At 65.3% G+C, this 15,631-nt stretch carries 19 protein-coding genes; 12 read left to right on the top strand and 7 right to left on the bottom strand.

Annotated elements, in window-relative coordinates; translation table 11 throughout:
• Positions 1-91 precede the first annotated feature (91 nt).
• Complete coding sequence (locus tag ACZ9C1_RS06830; protein ID WP_046855429.1) at positions 92-448, bottom strand: histone-like nucleoid-structuring protein, MvaT/MvaU family; 357 nt, start codon at positions 446-448, stop codon at positions 92-94.
• 346 nt (positions 449-794) lie between these two features.
• Here ACZ9C1_RS06830 and ACZ9C1_RS06825 point away from each other — a divergent pair, with 346 nt between their 5' ends.
• Both ACZ9C1_RS06825 and cobF read left to right on the top strand, forming a co-directional pair.
• Positions 795-2,084 carry an OprD family porin gene (locus tag ACZ9C1_RS06825; RefSeq protein ID WP_476253790.1) on the top strand — a complete coding sequence of 430 codons (1,290 nt, stop codon included), beginning with the start codon at positions 795-797 and terminating at the stop codon, positions 2,082-2,084.
• Between the two features lie 64 nt (positions 2,085-2,148).
• Positions 2,149-2,898, top strand: coding sequence for a precorrin-6A synthase (deacetylating) (cobF, locus tag ACZ9C1_RS06820; RefSeq protein ID WP_457377682.1), 750 nt, complete (start codon positions 2,149-2,151; stop codon positions 2,896-2,898).
• Positions 2,899-2,967: 69 nt separating this feature from the next.
• On the opposite strand, the gene ACZ9C1_RS06815 is transcribed toward cobF, so the two are convergent.
• On the bottom strand, positions 2,968-3,273 hold the full coding sequence (locus tag ACZ9C1_RS06815; protein WP_139671325.1) for a hypothetical protein: 306 nt from the start codon (positions 3,271-3,273) through the stop codon (positions 2,968-2,970).
• A 161-nt stretch (positions 3,274-3,434) separates the two neighbouring features.
• Here ACZ9C1_RS06815 and ACZ9C1_RS06810 point away from each other — a divergent pair, with 161 nt between their 5' ends.
• From ACZ9C1_RS06810 to ACZ9C1_RS06800, 3 genes are read left to right on the top strand one after another with little or no spacing between them, the layout of a single operon-like run.
• Positions 3,435-4,079 (top strand): secretin and TonB N-terminal domain-containing protein, encoded by a 645-nt coding sequence (locus ACZ9C1_RS06810; protein ID WP_476253789.1) that lies wholly within the window; start codon positions 3,435-3,437, stop codon positions 4,077-4,079.
• On the top strand, positions 4,076-4,618 hold the full coding sequence (locus ACZ9C1_RS06805; RefSeq protein ID WP_102683893.1) for an RNA polymerase sigma factor: 543 nt from the start codon (positions 4,076-4,078) through the stop codon (positions 4,616-4,618). The genes ACZ9C1_RS06810 and ACZ9C1_RS06805 overlap by 4 nt, the downstream gene beginning before the upstream one ends.
• Before the next feature lie 29 nt (positions 4,619-4,647).
• Positions 4,648-5,556 (top strand): FecR family protein, encoded by a 909-nt coding sequence (locus ACZ9C1_RS06800; RefSeq protein WP_476253788.1) that lies wholly within the window; start codon positions 4,648-4,650, stop codon positions 5,554-5,556.
• Here ACZ9C1_RS06800 and ACZ9C1_RS06795 read toward each other — a convergent pair.
• Together ACZ9C1_RS06795 and ACZ9C1_RS06790 are read right to left on the bottom strand one after the other, a co-directional pair.
• Positions 5,549-6,142: a type II secretion system protein GspJ gene (locus ACZ9C1_RS06795; protein ID WP_476253787.1), complete on the bottom strand. Its 594-nt coding sequence runs from the start codon at positions 6,140-6,142 to the stop codon at positions 5,549-5,551. The two genes, ACZ9C1_RS06800 and ACZ9C1_RS06795, sit on opposite strands and share 8 nt — an antisense overlap.
• On the bottom strand, positions 6,139-6,573 hold the full coding sequence (locus tag ACZ9C1_RS06790; protein WP_457377679.1) for a GspH/FimT family pseudopilin: 435 nt from the start codon (positions 6,571-6,573) through the stop codon (positions 6,139-6,141). Before ACZ9C1_RS06790 ends, ACZ9C1_RS06795 begins: the two co-directional genes overlap by 4 nt.
• Positions 6,574-6,689: 116 nt before the next feature.
• Between ACZ9C1_RS06790 and ACZ9C1_RS06785 the strand changes: the two genes are divergently transcribed.
• On the top strand, positions 6,690-7,130 hold the full coding sequence (locus ACZ9C1_RS06785) for a type II secretion system protein N (protein ID WP_476253786.1): 441 nt from the start codon (positions 6,690-6,692) through the stop codon (positions 7,128-7,130).
• Here ACZ9C1_RS06785 and ACZ9C1_RS06780 read toward each other — a convergent pair.
• On the bottom strand, positions 7,112-7,591 hold the full coding sequence (locus ACZ9C1_RS06780) for a GNAT family N-acetyltransferase (protein ID WP_139671307.1): 480 nt from the start codon (positions 7,589-7,591) through the stop codon (positions 7,112-7,114). The genes ACZ9C1_RS06785 and ACZ9C1_RS06780 overlap by 19 nt on opposite strands.
• Before the next feature lie 187 nt (positions 7,592-7,778).
• Here ACZ9C1_RS06780 and ACZ9C1_RS06775 point away from each other — a divergent pair, with 187 nt between their 5' ends.
• From ACZ9C1_RS06775 to ACZ9C1_RS06755, 5 genes are all read left to right on the top strand, one after another.
• A complete protein-coding gene (locus tag ACZ9C1_RS06775) occupies positions 7,779-8,249 on the top strand; it encodes an REP-associated tyrosine transposase (protein WP_139671304.1) in 471 nt (156 codons plus the stop codon).
• 408 nt (positions 8,250-8,657) lie between these two features.
• Positions 8,658-9,278 (top strand): LysE family translocator, encoded by a 621-nt coding sequence (locus ACZ9C1_RS06770; protein ID WP_476253785.1) that lies wholly within the window; start codon positions 8,658-8,660, stop codon positions 9,276-9,278.
• A gap of 18 nt (positions 9,279-9,296) precedes the next feature.
• A complete protein-coding gene (locus ACZ9C1_RS06765; protein WP_476253784.1) occupies positions 9,297-10,169 on the top strand; it encodes an alpha/beta fold hydrolase in 873 nt (290 codons plus the stop codon).
• Between the two features lie 121 nt (positions 10,170-10,290).
• A complete protein-coding gene (locus ACZ9C1_RS06760; RefSeq protein ID WP_476253783.1) occupies positions 10,291-11,427 on the top strand; it encodes an HlyD family secretion protein in 1,137 nt (378 codons plus the stop codon).
• Complete coding sequence (locus ACZ9C1_RS06755) at positions 11,417-12,925, top strand: MDR family MFS transporter (RefSeq protein WP_139671295.1); 1,509 nt, start codon at positions 11,417-11,419, stop codon at positions 12,923-12,925. The genes ACZ9C1_RS06760 and ACZ9C1_RS06755 overlap by 11 nt, the downstream gene beginning before the upstream one ends.
• 3 nt (positions 12,926-12,928) lie before the next feature.
• Here ACZ9C1_RS06755 and ACZ9C1_RS06750 read toward each other — a convergent pair whose 3' ends face one another.
• Both ACZ9C1_RS06750 and ACZ9C1_RS06745 read right to left on the bottom strand, forming a co-directional pair.
• The gene (locus tag ACZ9C1_RS06750) at positions 12,929-13,534 is read right to left on the bottom strand and encodes an START domain-containing protein (protein ID WP_102683900.1); all 606 of its coding nucleotides are present in this window, start codon (positions 13,532-13,534) and stop codon (positions 12,929-12,931) included.
• Positions 13,535-13,614: 80 nt separating this feature from the next.
• Positions 13,615-14,451 (bottom strand): bifunctional allantoicase/(S)-ureidoglycine aminohydrolase, encoded by an 837-nt coding sequence (locus tag ACZ9C1_RS06745; RefSeq protein WP_046855442.1) that lies wholly within the window; start codon positions 14,449-14,451, stop codon positions 13,615-13,617.
• Between the two features lie 235 nt (positions 14,452-14,686).
• On the opposite strand from ACZ9C1_RS06745, the gene ACZ9C1_RS06740 reads away from it, so the two are divergent.
• Positions 14,687-15,595, top strand: a complete 909-nt coding sequence (locus ACZ9C1_RS06740) for an NHL repeat-containing protein (protein ID WP_277504375.1) — start codon at positions 14,687-14,689, stop codon at positions 15,593-15,595.
• The last annotated feature ends 36 nt before the right edge of the window (positions 15,596-15,631 follow it).

Raw genomic sequence — 15,631 nt, 5'->3', positions numbered from 1 at the left:
GCGGGCGCGTGATGGGGTCGCTAGTCCTTTAGCTGGTTCGATACTGAGCCTGCGGGTGTGAAAAAAGTGTGAAGCAGGTGTCGAGGTTTCATCAGCGCACCCAACTTTCCACCGTCTGCGCCCCGTACTGTTCCTTCCAGGCTTTCAGCCCGCGGTGGTTGCCGCCTTTGGTCTCGATCCGCTCGCCGGTATGGGGGTTCGCGTAGACCTTCACCACCCGCGGGCGGCGTTGCTGCTTGACCGCGGCCGGGGCGCGGGTCACGGCTTTCGGGTCGAGAATGGCGATGATATCGCGCAGGCTCTTGTCATAGCTTTTCATCAGGCCGACTAGTTTCTGCTCGAATTCGATTTCGCGTTTAAGGCCGGCATCCTTTTTCAGCGCTTCCAGTTGTGCCATCTGTTCCTTGAGCGCTTTTTCGGCAGCACGAAACTCTGCAAGTCTGGACACTGTCTTCACTCCTGTAAGTCTGCCGTGGCGGGACGTGACGAACATGAAACCAGACTGAACGCCGGCCACGTGGATGGGTAAAGCTGTTCGCTAAGCGAGAGTGTAGTAGTCGCTTGCGAGTGGGTAAACAGCAAACTTTCTATCAATTACTCGGGAACTTTGCCGATTTTTTACGCGTTATTCGAAAAGACCCGGCCAACCACCTTAGACCATGGTCCCATGGCTTAGGCTAGAGCCTTTGGCGGAAAATTATGGATGATGGTCGAAGTGTATTCGTTCATCGCGTAGTGCCGGTGCAGATGACTGCCCGGATGGTTTTTCGTCTTTCTTCTGGATGTTCCTTCGCATGTTTGCCCCTTTCCCCCTCGCCCCCGGGCGCCGAGTTGCCGGCTTGTTCTTCCTGTGTGCCGGTGTCAACGCCCAGGCCGCCGGTTTTCTTGAAGACAGCAGTGCCAAGGTCGAAGCACGCAATGTCTATTTCAACCGGGACTTCCGTGACGGCCACACCAGTTCCAAGCAAGGCGCGTCGAAGCGCGAAGAGTGGGCGCAGGGCTTTATTCTCAATGTTCAGTCCGGTTATACCCAGGGACCGGTCGGGTTCGGCGTGGATGCGCTGGGGATGATTGGTTTCAAGCTCGACTCCAGTCCCGCCGACAGCAATAGCGGCCTGTTGCCGTCGTCCGGGCACGACCCGCGCCATTCCGCCGACCAGTACGCCAAGATGGGCATCGCCGGCAAGGTGAAGGTGTCCAACACGGTATTAAAGTACGGTTCGATGATGCCGGACGTGCCGCTGCTCAAGTACAACGACGGGCGCCTGCTGCCGACCATGTTCCATGGCGCCTGGTTGACCTCCGAGGAAGTGCGCGACCTCAAGTTCACCCTGGCACGCCTGAACCAGTACACCGCGCGGGACTCCACCGACCGCCAGGACATCCGCGTGCACTGCAAGAACAAGCGCTATGCCTGCGATATCGAGGCCGATCATTTCGACCTGGCCGGCGTCGACTACCGCTTCAACGACCGCGTCAGCGCGCAGTACCAGGTGTCCAAGCTGGAAAACATCTACCGCCAGCACTTCCTCGGGCTGGTCGCCAGCCAGCCGCTGGAAGTCGGCACGCTGTCGGCGGACCTGCGGGTGATCAAGAGCGACGACATCGGCAATGCCCGTGCCGGGCGCATCGACCACCGCGCCTTCAGCGGCATGCTTGGCTACAGCCTGGGTGGGCACAAGCTCAGCGCCGGCTGGCAGCGCATGTACGGCGACAGCGCCATGCCGTACCTCGACGGCACCAACCCCTACCTGGTCAACTATGCCCAGGTCAACGACTTCGCCGCCGCCCAGGAGCGCTCCTGGCAGGTGCGCTACGACTACGATTTCAAGGCTCTGGGCGTACCCGGCCTGACCTTCTTCACCCGCTACATCAATGGCGACAATGTGAAGGTCCCTGGCAGCAACGCCGAAGGCAAGGAATGGGAACGCGACAGCGAGCTGAAGTACCAGGTGCAGAGCGGCACCTTCAAGGACGTCAGCGTGCGCCTGCGCAACTCCACCTACCGCAGCAACTACGAGAAGTGGGCGCGTGACATGGACGAAACCCGGGTCATTGTCAGCTACAACTTCTCGATCCTCTGACCCGTTTTGCCAAACGACCGGTGGTCGGTCGACAATGACCACCGGCAACCAGGCAGGGCAGGCGATGAAACAGCTTCTACTGATCGGCATCGGACCGGGCGATCCTCGCCAGGTCACCTACGAGGCGGTGGAGGCGCTGCGGCGCGCCACGGTGTTCTTCGTGCTCGACAAGGGCAGCGACAAGGACGACCTGGTGCGCCTGCGCCGGGCCATCCTCGAGCGCTACCTGCCCGAGGGCAGTTACCGCCTGGTGCAGGTCGAGGACCCGCGCCGGGACGGCCAGGCGCCGGATTATGTCGGCGCCGTGCAGGACTGGCACGCCCAGCGCGCCGCATTGTACGCCCGGCTGATCGAGGATGAGCTGGGCAGCGATGATGTCGGCGCGTTCCTGCTTTGGGGCGAGCCGGCGTTGTACGACAGCACCCTGCGTATTCTCGACCTGGTCCGCGAACGCGGCCTGACGCTGGCCTTGCAGGTGATTCCCGGCATCAGCAGCATCCAGGCGCTGGCCGCCCGTCACCAGATCCCGCTCAACCGTATCGGCGAGCCGCTGACCGTGCTGCCGGGGCGACGCCTGGGCGAACAGACGCGGATCGACAATGTGCTGGTGATGCTCGATGGCCAGTGCGCGTTCGCCGCCCTGGATGATCCGCAACTGGTGATCTACTGGGGCGCCTACCTGGGCACGCCGGACGAGCTGCTGGTGAGCGGGCCGTTGCAGGCGGTGAAGGGGCGCATCCTTCAGTTGCGCGATGAGGCGCGGCGGCGCAAGGGGTGGATCATGGATACCTATCTGTTGCGCAGGGAGGGGTAGTGGTTGGTGACTGGCGGGAGAGTTGCAGCGCCTGTGAGATCAAGCGCTGTAGATCCATCGTCAGACCCATCAAGGCCGCTGTGGCAACACCGAACTGCCAAAGCTGTTGCCCATGCGCGTCGAGGTCGCTGCCGGTGTCGCCAAGCCCATCTGGTTTGGTGCCCTGCGTTGCATCTGCCTGACCGGGTCGAGCTGATCGCGCAGGCCCTTGGCGGCGCGCGGATCGGCCCCTTGCAGCTGTCGGGTCAGACAATCGTAGGCCAGTGCCCGCGATTGCCCGACCTGCACGTCGATGCAGCCCTTGGACGGTTCGGCCAGCGCCGGCAGGGCGCAGGCCAGCAGCAGCGGCAAAGTGATCAGCGACAGTCGAATCATGGTGCTTCTCCGTGCAGTCATTCCTTGCGCCAGTCTATTCGCTGCCAGCATGGGACGGGGTGAAGCTTTGATTGCCGAGGCCTGTCACCACAGCGTCATACACAGGCCCCAGGATGACGTTTCCCCCGGCGACGGCGGCCAGCAAGGAGGCCTGATCTCCCGTGCGTGCATTGCTTGTGGCCGGCGCGCTGATACTGGCCTGGCTGGTGGCGGCGCCAGGGGCGCGTGGCCAGTCGTTACTGACCTTCGACCTACCGGCGCAGGCGCTGGACCGGGCGCTGGACAGCTTCGGCCGGCAGAGTGGCCTGGCGGTGCTGGTCGACCAGGCGTTGCTCGCCGGCCAGCGCTCCAGCCCGCTGCGCGGCCGCTACACGCCGCGCGAGGGTTTGCAGCGCTTGTTGCAAGGTACCGGTCTGCAGGCGCGCCACGGCAGCGGTGGATTCACCCTGCAACCGTTGCGCCTGCGCACAACGCCCGGGCGTGGTCGGAGTGAAGGCCCGGCGTCGGGCAGTTATGCGGTGGCATTGCAACACGCGGTCGAGCGCGCCCTGTGCGCTTGGCCGTCGACCCGCCCGGGCAGCTACCGGGCGGCCGTGCAGGTCTGGATCGATGCCAGCGGGCAGCTGGTGCAGAGCCGGCTGCTGGCCTCCACGGGCGACTTTGCCCGCGATGCCGCGCTGGTCGAGCGGCTGCGGGCGGTGCGCCTGGAGCAGGCGCCGCCGACTTCACTGGCACAGCCGCTGACCCTGTTGCTGCGCCCGGAACCTATGGATTGCCCTCTTTCGCAAGGAGCTGCGGCGGCATGAACAAACCTCGGGACAGTGCGCTGGTCAAGCTGTTTCTGACCTCCTACGACACCTTCAGGGTCCGTCTGAGGCGGCGGCTCGGCTCGGACGACCTGGCCAACGACGTGCTGCAGGAAACCTACTTGCGCGTGGATCGCATGGACGCCGCGCACGACCTGCACAAGCCTGGTGCCTACCTGTACCGCATGGCCTTGAACGTTGCCGCCGACCGCCGCGAGGCCGATGCCCGGCTGCTCACCGGCGCGGAGATCGAAACGCTGCTGCAGGTGGCCGAGGACCAGGACCCGGCACGCATCGTCGGCGGTCAGCGCGAGATCCAGAGCCTGTTGGGCGCGCTCTACGAGCTGCCGGCCCGACGTCGGCGGATCTTCATCGCCGCGCGGCTGGAGGAGGCCTCGCACCAGGAAATCTCCCAGCGCTTCGGCATTTCCACACGCACCGTGGAGAAGGAACTCAAGGCGGCACTGGGGCATTGCGCGATGCGTCTGGACAGAAAAGTGTTTCAGCGCTTCGGTCCCGGCGCGGGAAAACCGTCTTGAACGATAGTCGACCTCTTCATGTGAGCATCATGCCCCAGATTCCGCCCGATCCCGACTTGCAGCGCCAGGCCCAGGGCTGGCTGTTGCGGCTGACCTCCGGCCAGGCTACCCAGGCCGATGCCCAGGCCCTGCGCCAGTGGTGTGCACGCAGCCCGGCGCACGCCGAGGCGTTCGCCCAGGCGCGTCAGCTCTGGTGTTTGCTCGGGCCAGCGGCGCAGCAAGCCAGCCAGGCGCCATCGGCGCCGCTGCTCGGGCGCCGGGCGTTGTTGGGCGGGGCGCTGGCCGCGTCACTGGCGGTGGTTGCCTGGCGTGGCGGCTGGCTGGACGAGGCCATGGCGCCGCCTGCGGCGTTCGCCACCCAGGTGGATGAGCAGCAGCGGGTCGAACTGGCGCCTGGCATCGAACTGGAACTGAACGTGCGCACACGCGTCAGCCGCGAGGCACAGGGTATCGCCCTGCTGGCAGGCGAAATCGAAGTGCAGGCCCGCCAGCCCATGCAGGTGCGGGCGCAGGAAGGGGTGATCAGTACCGAGCAGGCCCGATTCAATGTGCGCGAGGACGACGATGGCGTGTGCGTCACCTGCCTGAGTGGCGAGCTGCGCATCTTTGCCCAGGGCCGGCTCGAGGCGCTGCCGGCCGGCCGCCAGTTGCGTTATGGCGCGCAAGGCGTCGGCGTGCCCGAGGCCTTCGACATTGGCCAGGTGACGGCCTGGCGCGAGCGCATGCTGGTGTTCCGTGATGCACCATTGACCCAGGTAATCGACGAGATCAACCGCTACCGCCCCGGGCGCCTGGTACTGCTCAACCCATCACTGGGGCGCCGCAGGGTGCAGGCGCGGTTCAGTTTCGATCAGTTGCGCCAGGCCGCCGAACTGATCCGTGTCGCCTATGGCGCGCGCTGCCTGGAACTGCCCGGCGGGGTGGTGCTGGTCAGTTGAATGGCCCCAGCACCTGGCGGTAGTGTTCCTCGCCCTGGGGACCGCGCCGGTTCAGGCGCACCTCGAGCCCGACGGGGTTGTCGTCGGCCTCGCTGGCCGGGGAGCGCCAGCCGCCCTTGGCCTGCCAGGTGCGCAGGCTGAATGCGCTGACGTTGTCCAGCACCGCCACCGCGGCTTTCGGTGCGGGCAATGGGAAGCCTTCGCGCAGTGGCGCGGCGGCGCGGTACAAGGTGCTGCCGCGCACATACCAACGCACCCGCTGCAGGCCGCTGCCAGACACGGCACCGGCGCGCACCAGCTCCAGGCGCTCGGCGCGGACACGCATGGCGGGCAGCAAGGGCTTGCCCGACGGCTCGTGGCCGGGCAAGACCGGCTCGACCAGTTCCACCGTGGCACGCAAGGCCAGGTCGCGCTCCAACTGCTGCAGCACACGCATCACCGCCTGATGGTCATCGCTGGCCTGGCGCAGGTGCTGGTCGGCGCGGCTGACGCTGTCCAGGCCACGCCAGGCGATCAGGCTGACCACCGCCATCAGCAGGATGGCGATCATCACTTCGATCAGGGTAAAACCGCGTTGGCCGGTCATGGAGGGCTCACCCGCACCTGCCCGGCGGCGTTGCGCGCCAGTTCCAGCCGCAGCGTGCCGCTGTGCAGGCGCAGGGTCAGGGGGGCGCCGATCCACTCGCCATCGAGCCATACCGCGCCACGGGGCTCGGCCTGCACCTTCACCGTCTCGGCCTGCCAGCGGCGCGGCTTGAGTGGTCCCTCCGCCAGCACCTGGCCATCGGCGCGCACGAAGCGGTAGCCGTCGCGGTCGCTCTGCCAGCGCAGCGGCTGACCGTCGGCCTGGGCTTCGCTTTGCGCCAGCTCCAGCAAGCGCGCCAGGCGCTCGCCATCTGCGCGCAACTGCTTGCCCGGATCGGGGCGGATGTTCAGGCTGATGGCGGCGCTGGCGATGCCGACAATCACCAACACCACCATCAGTTCTATCAGGGTGAAACCACGTTGTCCGTTCACGGGGCGCTCCTTGTCCTGGCAAGGCAGCTTGCCCGAGCAAGATGATCGGCGTGTGAAACAAAACCGTGAGAATCACCCGGTATGCTTGGGCGCAGGCACACAAGGAGCGCGTGACCATGCGTATCGTTCGTCCCAACTTGTCACTCGGGCTGTTGTTGCAGGCGCTGGGGCTACTGGTCGCGATGGCCGGGCTGGCGACCTGGGGGCAACTGTTGTGGCCGCCAGCGGCGAGTCAGGCCACGGCCCGGGCTGCCGACACCCCGGTAGTAGCCGAAACAGCGGCCGGGCGATGGTTTGCCGATATTCCCCAGCAGGTGCAGATCCAGGTCAGCGGGGTGATGGCCGGCAGCCAAGGCGCCGTGGCCATCGTCAGCCTCGACGGCGGCCCGGCACGCGCCGTGCGCAGTGGCGAGGAGCTGGCTCGCGGGGTGCGCCTGATGGCTATCGAGGGTCGCGGCCTGGTGATCGAGCGCGGCGGCCAGCGCAGCCGCGTCGAGGTGCCGGTATTGGCCCAGACGGCGTTTCCGGGCGAGGCGCGTCAGCCCTCGGCGAACTGACGCAGGCGCTCGCCGTCGAGACGATAGCGGATCCACTCGTCCTGTGGCTCGGCGCCCAGAGACTGGTAGAAACCGATGGCCGGCTCGTTCCAGTCCAGCACGCTCCACTCCAGGCGCCCACAGCCGTTTTCCACCGCCTCCCGGGCGATATGCCGCAGCAGCTTGCGCCCCGCGCCGTCACCGCGTTGCTGCGGGGTGACGTAGAGATCCTCGAGGTAGATACCGTTGCGCCCCAGCCAGGTGGAGTAGCTGTAGAAATACACGGCGAACCCGATGGCCTGGCCGTCGCGCTCGCAAATCAGGCTACGCACCGTGCTGCCTGCGTCGAACAGGCTGTGCTCGATGTCGGCGAGGGACGCCACCACTTCGTGGCGGGCGCGCTCGTAGTCGGCCAGCTCGGTGATGAAGGCCAGGATCTGGGCGGCGTCGGCCAGCACTGCGGGGCGGATGGTCACGGACATGATGGGGCTTCCTTGTACGGGAGAGGGTGCGAAGGCGGTCAGTAGTGTCAGGGACGGCCGCCAGTTGCCTGGTAGATGATTTGCTGTGCCTCAAGTCGCCTTCGAAAAGTATTGAAAAGACTCCTCTGTCCAGTCCGTGATCGCTAGCACTATGCTGGTTCGGTGTACGCCATTCAGGACGACCCACATGCCAACCCCAAAAGGTAGCCACCTCCGTCGCGGCAGATACTCAGAGTTCGGTAGGTTCTATCTGCTGACCACAGTAACTCATCGTCGCCGACCCTTGTTCGTCGATCTCCGCCACGCGCGTACGGTAGTCAAGTATCTGCGCCTGGCTGACCAGGAAGGTAGTTGCCAGTCACTGGCCTGGGTAGTGATGCCTGACCATCTTCATTGGTTGGTTGATTTGAAAAATGTGACGCTGGGCACGTTGATGCGTTACTTCAAGGCACGATCCAGTCATGAACTGCATAAAGTTGGGCTCAGATCAACACCCGTCTGGCAAGCCGGTTATCACGATCGTGCCTTACGAAAGGAGGAAGATGTAGTCATGGTTGCAAGGTACATCATTGCTAATCCGTTGCGAGCCGGGTTAGTGGACAGGGTGGGTAGCTACCCGCACTGGGATGCGATCTGGGTAAAGGGGTGTTCGACTTGAGATTTCAGCGCCTGTGAGATCGAGCGCCGCCCGCGCGGCGCATCGCGGATGAATCCGCTCCTACATTCGTTGCAACGTGCCGAACCTGTCAGGCCATGGTTGCCAGCTTTGGCGCATGTCATGAGATGAGTGGGGCGGCGGCAATGCCCAGCGAAACATCGCGGCGAGCGCACAAGGCTAACAACCATGGCCTATCAGGCATGGTCACGTTGCAACAAATGTAGGAGCGGATTCATCCGCGATGCGCCGCGCGGGCGGCGCTCGATCTCAAGACAAACAGAGGCTTCAAGCCATACAACCAGCTCAGAAATGTGTATCCACTGAATTTCATGCAACTGTACCGGTCATTCCCCCCAGCCCTCCGCTACCGTGGCATTTCGATAATCAGAAAAGCCGGAAACTGCCGCCATGCTTGCCTCGCTCGATCTGCTCAGCGCGTTCGTCCTGTTCGCCTTCGTCTCTTCCATTACCCCCGGTCCGAACAACACCATGCTGCTGGCCTCGGGGGTCAATTTTGGCGTGCGCCGCACGATTCCCCACGCGCTGGGCATCAGCGTCGGCTTCATGGTGATGGTGCTGGCGGTTGGTCTTGGGCTTGGCGAGGTGTTCAAGGCCTGGCCACCGTTGTACAGCATCCTGCGCTACGCGGGCGCGGGCTACCTGTTGTACCTGGCCTGGAAGATTGCCACCTCAGGGCCGATGTCCGGCGACACCAATGGCAGCCGCAAACCGCTCGGATTCTGGGGAGCCGCGGCGTTCCAGTGGGTCAACCCGAAGGCCTGGGTGATGGCGATCGGGGCGATCACCACCTACACCCCGGCCCAGGGCTACGTGTTCAACGTGATCGTCATCGCCACGGTGTTCGCCCTGGTGAACCTGCCCAGCGTCGGCATCTGGGTGATGTTCGGCAGTGCCTTGCGCAACCTGCTGCGCAATCCGCGCGCGGTGGTGCTGTTCAATGTCCTGATGGCCGTGCTGCTGGTGATTTCACTGTATCCGTTGCTGTTTGTAGAATCGGCGTTTTCCTAGAACTGATGAGTGCAGTCGATGGAGTTGATTCCCTGGTCCCATGAATGCGCCGAAGGCTTCACCCTGCGCGGATGGCGCACCCCCGCCAGTGGCAGGCCGCTGCTGCATTTCCTGCATGGCAATGGCTTCTGCAGCCTGGCCTACCAGCCCATGCTGATGCGTCTGGGCGAACATTTCGACCTGTGGCTGAGCGATGTCCAGGGCCATGGCGACAGCGACCATGGTGGCGTGTTCCTTGGCTGGAACCGCACCGCAGCACTGGCGGTGGAGGCCTTCGAGGCCGGCCGCGGCGAATACGGCGACGTGCCGCGCTTTGCCTTGGGCCACAGTTTCGGCGGCGTGCTCACCGGCTTGATCCTGGCCGCCGAGCCGCAGCTGTTCCGGCGTGCGGTGTTGCTGGATCCGGTCCTGTTCAGCCGGCGCATGATCGGGGTGATGGGGGCCGCCGCCATGGTCGGCTTGCATCGGCGTCATGCCCTGGCGCGCAAGGCGGCCACCCGCCGCAGTCATTGGCCCGACCGTGAGGCGGCCCAGGCCTCGCTGCAGGGGCGCGGTATCTTCAAGGGCTGGACCGATGCGGCCTTGCAGGCCTATGTGGAGCATGCCATCGGCGATTGCGGGGAGGGAGTGGTGCTCAAGTGCCGGCCCAGCCGTGAGGTGGAGATCTTCAGCTCGTTCCCTGAGCGCATGTGGCAGCAACTGAGCCGTATCCACACGCCGACGCGGATCCTGTACGGCGAGCACACCTATCCGTTCGTGCCGCACTCGGTGCAGCGCCTGGTGGCGCTCAATGGCCAGGTGAGCGCGCAGCAGGTAGCGGGTGGGCACTGCTTCATGCAGGAAGATCCGATAACGGCCACAGAGCAGGTGGTGGCATTCTTGCAACATTGAAAGTGGTCCGCTCGGAGGGTTGATCTGCTGTCCATTTTGCGACGATCAAAAGCCTATTCGCGAGCGAATGACAATCTCAGATTCCGTACTCTGGCGCTCCCCCCATCGGATGGAGCCCAGCATGAACCAGGCGGTCAGCCCAGATCCCCAGCACACCCTCGAGCAAATCCGCGCCAGGCGCCGCCAGCGCCTGCTGCGCTTCGGCCTGGCCGGGGGCCTGGGGTTGCTGGTGGCGGCCTATGGCGCCTACTGGTGGCTCGACGGGCGTTTCCTGGAACAGACCGACGACGCCTACGTGCGCGCCGACTGGGCGCCAATCAGTGCCCGGGTCAGTGGCTACGTGGCCGAGGTGGCGGTGGCGGACAACGCCACGGTCAAGGCCGGCGACCTGTTGGTACGCCTGGACGAGCGCGATTTTCGCGACCGCCTGCGCAAGGCCGAGGCGCACTTGGCGGTCAGCGAGGCGGCGTTGCAGGTGCAGCGTATGCGCCTGCGTGCTTTCGTCGCCGAGCAAGATGAACAGACTCACGCCATCGCCCGCGCCGATGCCGAACGCGGTGGTAGCCGTGGCGAGGCGCAGCGGGCCGAGGCCGACTGGCAGCGTTACCAGCACCTGGCGCAATGGCAGGCGGTCAGTGTGCAGCGGATGGAGCAGGCCCGCGCCACCCGCATCCAGTCTCAGGCGCTGCAGCGCGCCGCCGATGCCGAACTGGCCCGCCAGCACGCACGCAAGGCCATGCTCGAGCAGCAGGGCAAGCAGCTGGAGGCCGAGTTGCTGCAGCGCCAGGCCGACCTCGACCAGGCTGCTGCCGAGGCCGACCTGGCCCGCAGCGCCCTGGCCGACACCGAAATCCGCGCGCCCTTCGATGGCGTGGTCGGCCAGCGCAAGGTGCGCCAGCAGCAGTACATCACCCCCGGCCTGCCGCTGCTGGCGGTGGTGCCGGTGGCGCAGGCGTACGTGGTGGCCAACTTCAAGGAAACCCAGCTGGCGCAGATGCGCCCCGGCCAGCCGGTGACGCTTGAGGTTGACACCTTCGGCCAGCACTGGCGCGGCACGGTGGACAGCGTATCTCCAGGCTCCGGCGCGGTGTTCGCGCTGCTGCCACCGGACAACGCCACCGGCAATTTCACCAAGATCGTCCAGCGCTTTCCGGTGCGCATCCACCTCGATCCGCAGGGCGAGGACAGCCCACGGCTGCTGCCCGGCATGTCGGTGGTCGCCACCGTCGACACCCGGCAGGCCCGCCATGAGCGCTGAGGACAAGGTCTCCCTGCGCGCCTGGGTGGCGGTGATCGGCGGCCTGTTCGGCTGTTTCATGGCTGGCATGAACGTCCATGTCACCAGCGCCGCCCTGCCTGAGATCGAGGGGGCGCTGGGGGCGAGCTTCGAGGAAGGGTCGTGGATCTCGACCGCGTACCTGGTCGCCGAGATCAGCATGATTCCGCTGACTGCCTGGCTGGTGCAGGTGTTCTCCTTGCGCCGGGTAATGCTGGTGGGCTCAGCGGTGTTCCTGGTCAGCTCGGTGAGCTGCGCCCTGGCCGGCAGCCTGGAGGCGATGATCAGCCTGAGGGTGATCCAGGGCGCCTCGGGCGCGGTGCTGATCCCGCTGTCGATGCAACTGATCATCACCGAGCTGCCGGCCAGCCGCCTGGCGCTGGGCATGGCGCTGTTCAGCCTGTCCAACAGCGTGGCCCAGGCCGCCGGGCCGTCGATCGGCGGCTGGCTCACCGACATGTACTCCTGGCGCTGGATCTTCCTGCTGCAGTTGCCGCCGGGGGTGGCGCTGCTGGCGGCGGTGGCCTGGTCGATCAAGGGCCAGGCCGGAGACCGCGGCGCTTTGCGCCAGGCCGACTGGCTGGGCATCGTGGCCATGGCGCTGGGGTTGGGGGCATTGCAGGTGGTGCTGGAGGAGGGGGGGCGCAAGGACTGGTTCGAGTCCCGCTTCATCGTCGGCTTCAGCCTCGTCGCAGTGATCGCCCTGGCGCTGTTCATCCAGCGTCAGTTGTGGGGCGCGCGGCCGTTCATCAACCTGCGGCTGCTGGGCAGCTACAATTTCGGCGTGTCGAGCCTGGCCATGGCGGTGTTCGGCGCGGCCACCTTCGGCCTGGTGTTCCTGGTGCCCAACTACCTATCGCTGGTGCAGGGCTACAGCGCCAGCGAGATCGGCAAGAGCCTGATCGCCTACGGCATGGTCCAGCTACTGCTGGCGCCGCTGCTGCCCCGGCTGATGCGCTGGCTCAACGCCAAGCTGCTGGTGGCCAGCGGCTTTGCCATCATGGCCCTGGGCTGTTGGCTGGGATCGACGCTGACAGTGGACTCGGGCAGTAATGTGATCATCCCCTCGACCGTGGTGCGCGGCATCGGCCAGCCGCTGATCATGGTGGCGCTGTCGGTCCTGGCGGTGAAAGGCTTGGACAAGGCCCAGGCCGGCTCGGCCTCGGCGCTGATCTCGATGCTGCGCAACCTCGGCGGCGCGCTGGGCACGGCGTTGCTGACGCAACTGGTGTCGCAGCGCGAGCGCTTTCATTCGGTGCGGGTCGGCGAAGGGCTGACGCTGTTCGACGGCGCGCTGCAACAGCGCCTGCCGGGCGGCATGGTCGACCCGCAGTCGCCACAGGTCATGCAGACGCTGGCGTTGATCGACCAGAGCGTGCGCGAGCAGGCGTACCTGATGGCCTATTCGGATGCGTTCTACCTGTCGTGCGTGGCGCTGCTGGCCTGCGCTGCGGCGTCGCTGCTGCTGCGCAGCCGCTGAGCTTTACGGCTGGCGTTCGGCCACGGCGCGCAGGGTGCGCAGGGTGACCATCGGCGCATCCACCACGAAACGGTTGGCCAGCCAACCCGGCACATCACCGGCCGGGTCGGCACGCAGCTGATAGGTGACTTCGGTCTCGCGCTCGCCCAAGGGGCGCATGGTCCATTCGCCGCTGAGGCGGCGCACGCGGATCAGCCCGGGCTCGGTCGGTACCCGCCCAGGCTCGGCGCTCAGATGGCGGATCAAGGTGTCGTCGTCCAGGCGCTCGGTGCGCACCTTGAGCACCATGTCTCTGGGCTTGGCTGGCCAGGGCAGGGCGGTGGTCAGGTAGACCCAGGTGGTATCGCCGTCCACTTCCAGCAGGCGCATGTCGGCGCAGGCGTACAGCCATTTGCAGGCCACGCGCAGGTTTTCCTGCAGGTCGCTCAGGGTACGGACACTGGCCTTGATCCGGGTGACGCCGCGAAACTGCTGGTAGGCCGAACCGCTGACGCTGGCCAGGTAGACGTCGATGCCATCTTCCTGGTGCGCGAGTTGCCAATCGTCTGCCCACGGCAACGCGCCCGGCAGCAGGAGCAGCAGGACAAGAAGAAGGCGATGGAAGGTCATGGCGGGAAGCCGGAAGAGGATTGTCCGCTCAGTATGGCTCAAGACTGCAGGAGCGGCGGGCTGCCGCTCCTGCAAGGTCATCAACGCTGCGGGTTGAGCGTCAGGTGCACGTGACGGTTGACGTCCTTGTACAGCAGGTAGCTGAACGGACCCGGGCCGCCGGAGTAGCAAGCTTGCGGGCAGAAGGCGCGCAGCCACATGAAGTCACCGGCCTCGACCTCGACCCAGTCCTGGTTCAGGCGGTACACCGCCTTGCCTTCCAGGACGTACAGGCCGTGTTCCATGACATGGGTCTCGGCGAACGGGATCACGCCGCCGGGCTGGAAGGTCACGATGTTCACGTGCATGTCGTGGCGCATGTCGGCCATGTCGACGAAACGGGTGGTCTTCCAGGCGCCATCGGTGCCCGGCATCTCGATGACGGTGGCGTTGTCGCGGTGGGTGACGAACGACTCGGGAACCGGCAGACCCTCGACCTTCTGGTAGTGCTTGCGCAGCCAGTGGAAGGTGACGTTGGCCTTGCTGTTGTTGCGCAGGCTCCAGTCGGCGCCGGGGGCGAGGAAGGCATAGCCGCCCGGCACGAGGGTATGGTGCTTGCCTTCGACGGTGACGTCGATCTCGCCTTCGACCACGAACAGCACCGCTTCGGCGTTCGGGTCCAGTTCAGGGCGCTCGCTGCCGCCTTCGGGAGCGACTTCGACGATGTACTGTGAGAAGGTCTCGGCGAAACCGGTCAGCGGGCGGGCGATGACCCACATGCGCATCTTGTCCCAGAACGGCAGGTGGCTGGTGACGATGTCACGCATCACGCCCTTGGGGATTACGGCATAGGCTTCGGTGAACATGGCACGGTCAGTCAGCAGCTCGGTCTGAGCCGGGTGCCCACCGTGGGGGGCGAAGTAGGAGGATTTCGACATGAACGGTCTCGACTTTGTTGTTCTCTCCCCATGCCTTGGACCACACCGGCCGGTGCGTGCAGGGGATGCCGGGACAGCATAGGGGGCGGGCGCTGTCATCCACAAATTAAATGTTGAAATACTCGGTATCCATTTGCTGAATGATGTGTGTAGGAAAATGCCTGGAAATCGTGGCATCGACATTTTTTTCACATCACCTTGCTAGCATCGCCCGCACTTTCCAGGAGCCGATTTGATGATGCATGTGCAACGCAAGCGCGGTGTCCGCCTCGCCCTGGCGGTCACCACCGGCCTGGTGGCCTGTAGCGTGGGCTTTTTCGCCTGGCAGAGCTTCTACCCGGTGCAGGCCGCCGAGGGCTGGAACGTGCAGGTGCTGCACAACTCGGTGACCCGGGCCGCTTCGCTGCTGCCTCAGGACGACGGCAGCCTGCTGGTCAGTCGCGAGCTGAACGGCGGCAAGGGCAGCATCCTGCGCATTACTGCCGAGGGGGACCGGATGGTAGTGCTCGAAGGCCTGTCCAAGCCGGACGGCATGGTCGCTGTCGACGGTGGCTGGGCGTTCAGCCAGGAGATCGGCGGGGCACCGGTCAGCGTGTCGCGCGATGGCCAGGTCAGTCAGCTGTTTGACGGCAACAACGTGCAGGGGCTGTATAACGATGGCCTGCATCTTTACGCCATCGAGGACCGCAAGGGGGATGGGCGGTTGATGCGATATGATTGGCAGAGCGGCGAGCTCGACGTGTTGCGCTCGGGACTCACCGAAACCGAGGGCCTGACCCGTTGCGCCGACGGGCGTCTGCTGTATACCGAAAAGGCCACCGGCAAGATTCGTGCGTTGAGCGAAGGCGGGAATGACCCGGTGGTGATCGAAGGTCTGCGCAACCCGACCTTCCTGCTCTGCGACCAGCGCGGGCTGTGGATCAGCGAGGATTCGACCCATCGTGCGCGGCTGTTGCGTATCGATGGTGATGGTACGCGCCACACGGTTCTCAGCTACCTGAAGGCGCCGCAGGCCATCGTCCCGGATGGCAAGGGTGGATACCTGCTCGCCGAGGGCGGCCGCGACCGGGTGCTGCGCCTGACGCCACCGGCCAACGCCAGGACTGCGCAGGCCGAAGCCTCCCCGCGGGGGCCTGAAGCCTGAGTCAAACCCTTTACAGCTTTTGTAATAGTTTTGCGC

It is taken from the genome of Pseudomonas sp. TE21435 (genome assembly GCF_056279265.1).
The sequence above is the reverse complement of the archived record's forward strand: the minus strand, read 5'-3'. Positions and strand labels throughout refer to the sequence as shown.

Excerpts from the sequence above, each read along its gene's own strand:
- cobF (WP_457377682.1), top strand. The coding sequence starts at position 2,149 with ATGAAACAGCTTCTACTGATCGGCATCGGACCGGGCGATCCTCGCCAG.
- ACZ9C1_RS06775 (WP_139671304.1), top strand. The coding sequence starts at position 7,779 with ATGCCAACCCCAAAAGGTAGCCACCTCCGTCGCGGCAGATACTCAGAG.
- ACZ9C1_RS06760 (WP_476253783.1), top strand. The coding sequence starts at position 10,291 with ATGAACCAGGCGGTCAGCCCAGATCCCCAGCACACCCTCGAGCAAATC.
- ACZ9C1_RS06805 (WP_102683893.1), top strand. The coding sequence starts at position 4,076 with ATGAACAAACCTCGGGACAGTGCGCTGGTCAAGCTGTTTCTGACCTCC.
- ACZ9C1_RS06750 (WP_102683900.1), bottom strand. The coding sequence starts at position 13,534 with ATGACCTTCCATCGCCTTCTTCTTGTCCTGCTGCTCCTGCTGCCGGGC.
- ACZ9C1_RS06825 (WP_476253790.1), top strand. The coding sequence starts at position 795 with ATGTTTGCCCCTTTCCCCCTCGCCCCCGGGCGCCGAGTTGCCGGCTTG.
- ACZ9C1_RS06765 (WP_476253784.1), top strand. The coding sequence starts at position 9,297 with ATGGAGTTGATTCCCTGGTCCCATGAATGCGCCGAAGGCTTCACCCTG.
- ACZ9C1_RS06755 (WP_139671295.1), top strand. The coding sequence starts at position 11,417 with ATGAGCGCTGAGGACAAGGTCTCCCTGCGCGCCTGGGTGGCGGTGATC.
- ACZ9C1_RS06795 (WP_476253787.1), bottom strand. The coding sequence starts at position 6,142 with ATGACCGGCCAACGCGGTTTTACCCTGATCGAAGTGATGATCGCCATC.
- ACZ9C1_RS06815 (WP_139671325.1), bottom strand. The coding sequence starts at position 3,273 with ATGATTCGACTGTCGCTGATCACTTTGCCGCTGCTGCTGGCCTGCGCC.
- ACZ9C1_RS06800 (WP_476253788.1), top strand. The coding sequence starts at position 4,648 with ATGCCCCAGATTCCGCCCGATCCCGACTTGCAGCGCCAGGCCCAGGGC.
- ACZ9C1_RS06740 (WP_277504375.1), top strand. The coding sequence starts at position 14,687 with ATGATGCATGTGCAACGCAAGCGCGGTGTCCGCCTCGCCCTGGCGGTC.
- ACZ9C1_RS06745 (WP_046855442.1), bottom strand. The coding sequence starts at position 14,451 with ATGTCGAAATCCTCCTACTTCGCCCCCCACGGTGGGCACCCGGCTCAG.
- ACZ9C1_RS06785 (WP_476253786.1), top strand. The coding sequence starts at position 6,690 with ATGCGTATCGTTCGTCCCAACTTGTCACTCGGGCTGTTGTTGCAGGCG.
- ACZ9C1_RS06770 (WP_476253785.1), top strand. The coding sequence starts at position 8,658 with ATGCTTGCCTCGCTCGATCTGCTCAGCGCGTTCGTCCTGTTCGCCTTC.
- ACZ9C1_RS06780 (WP_139671307.1), bottom strand. The coding sequence starts at position 7,591 with ATGTCCGTGACCATCCGCCCCGCAGTGCTGGCCGACGCCGCCCAGATC.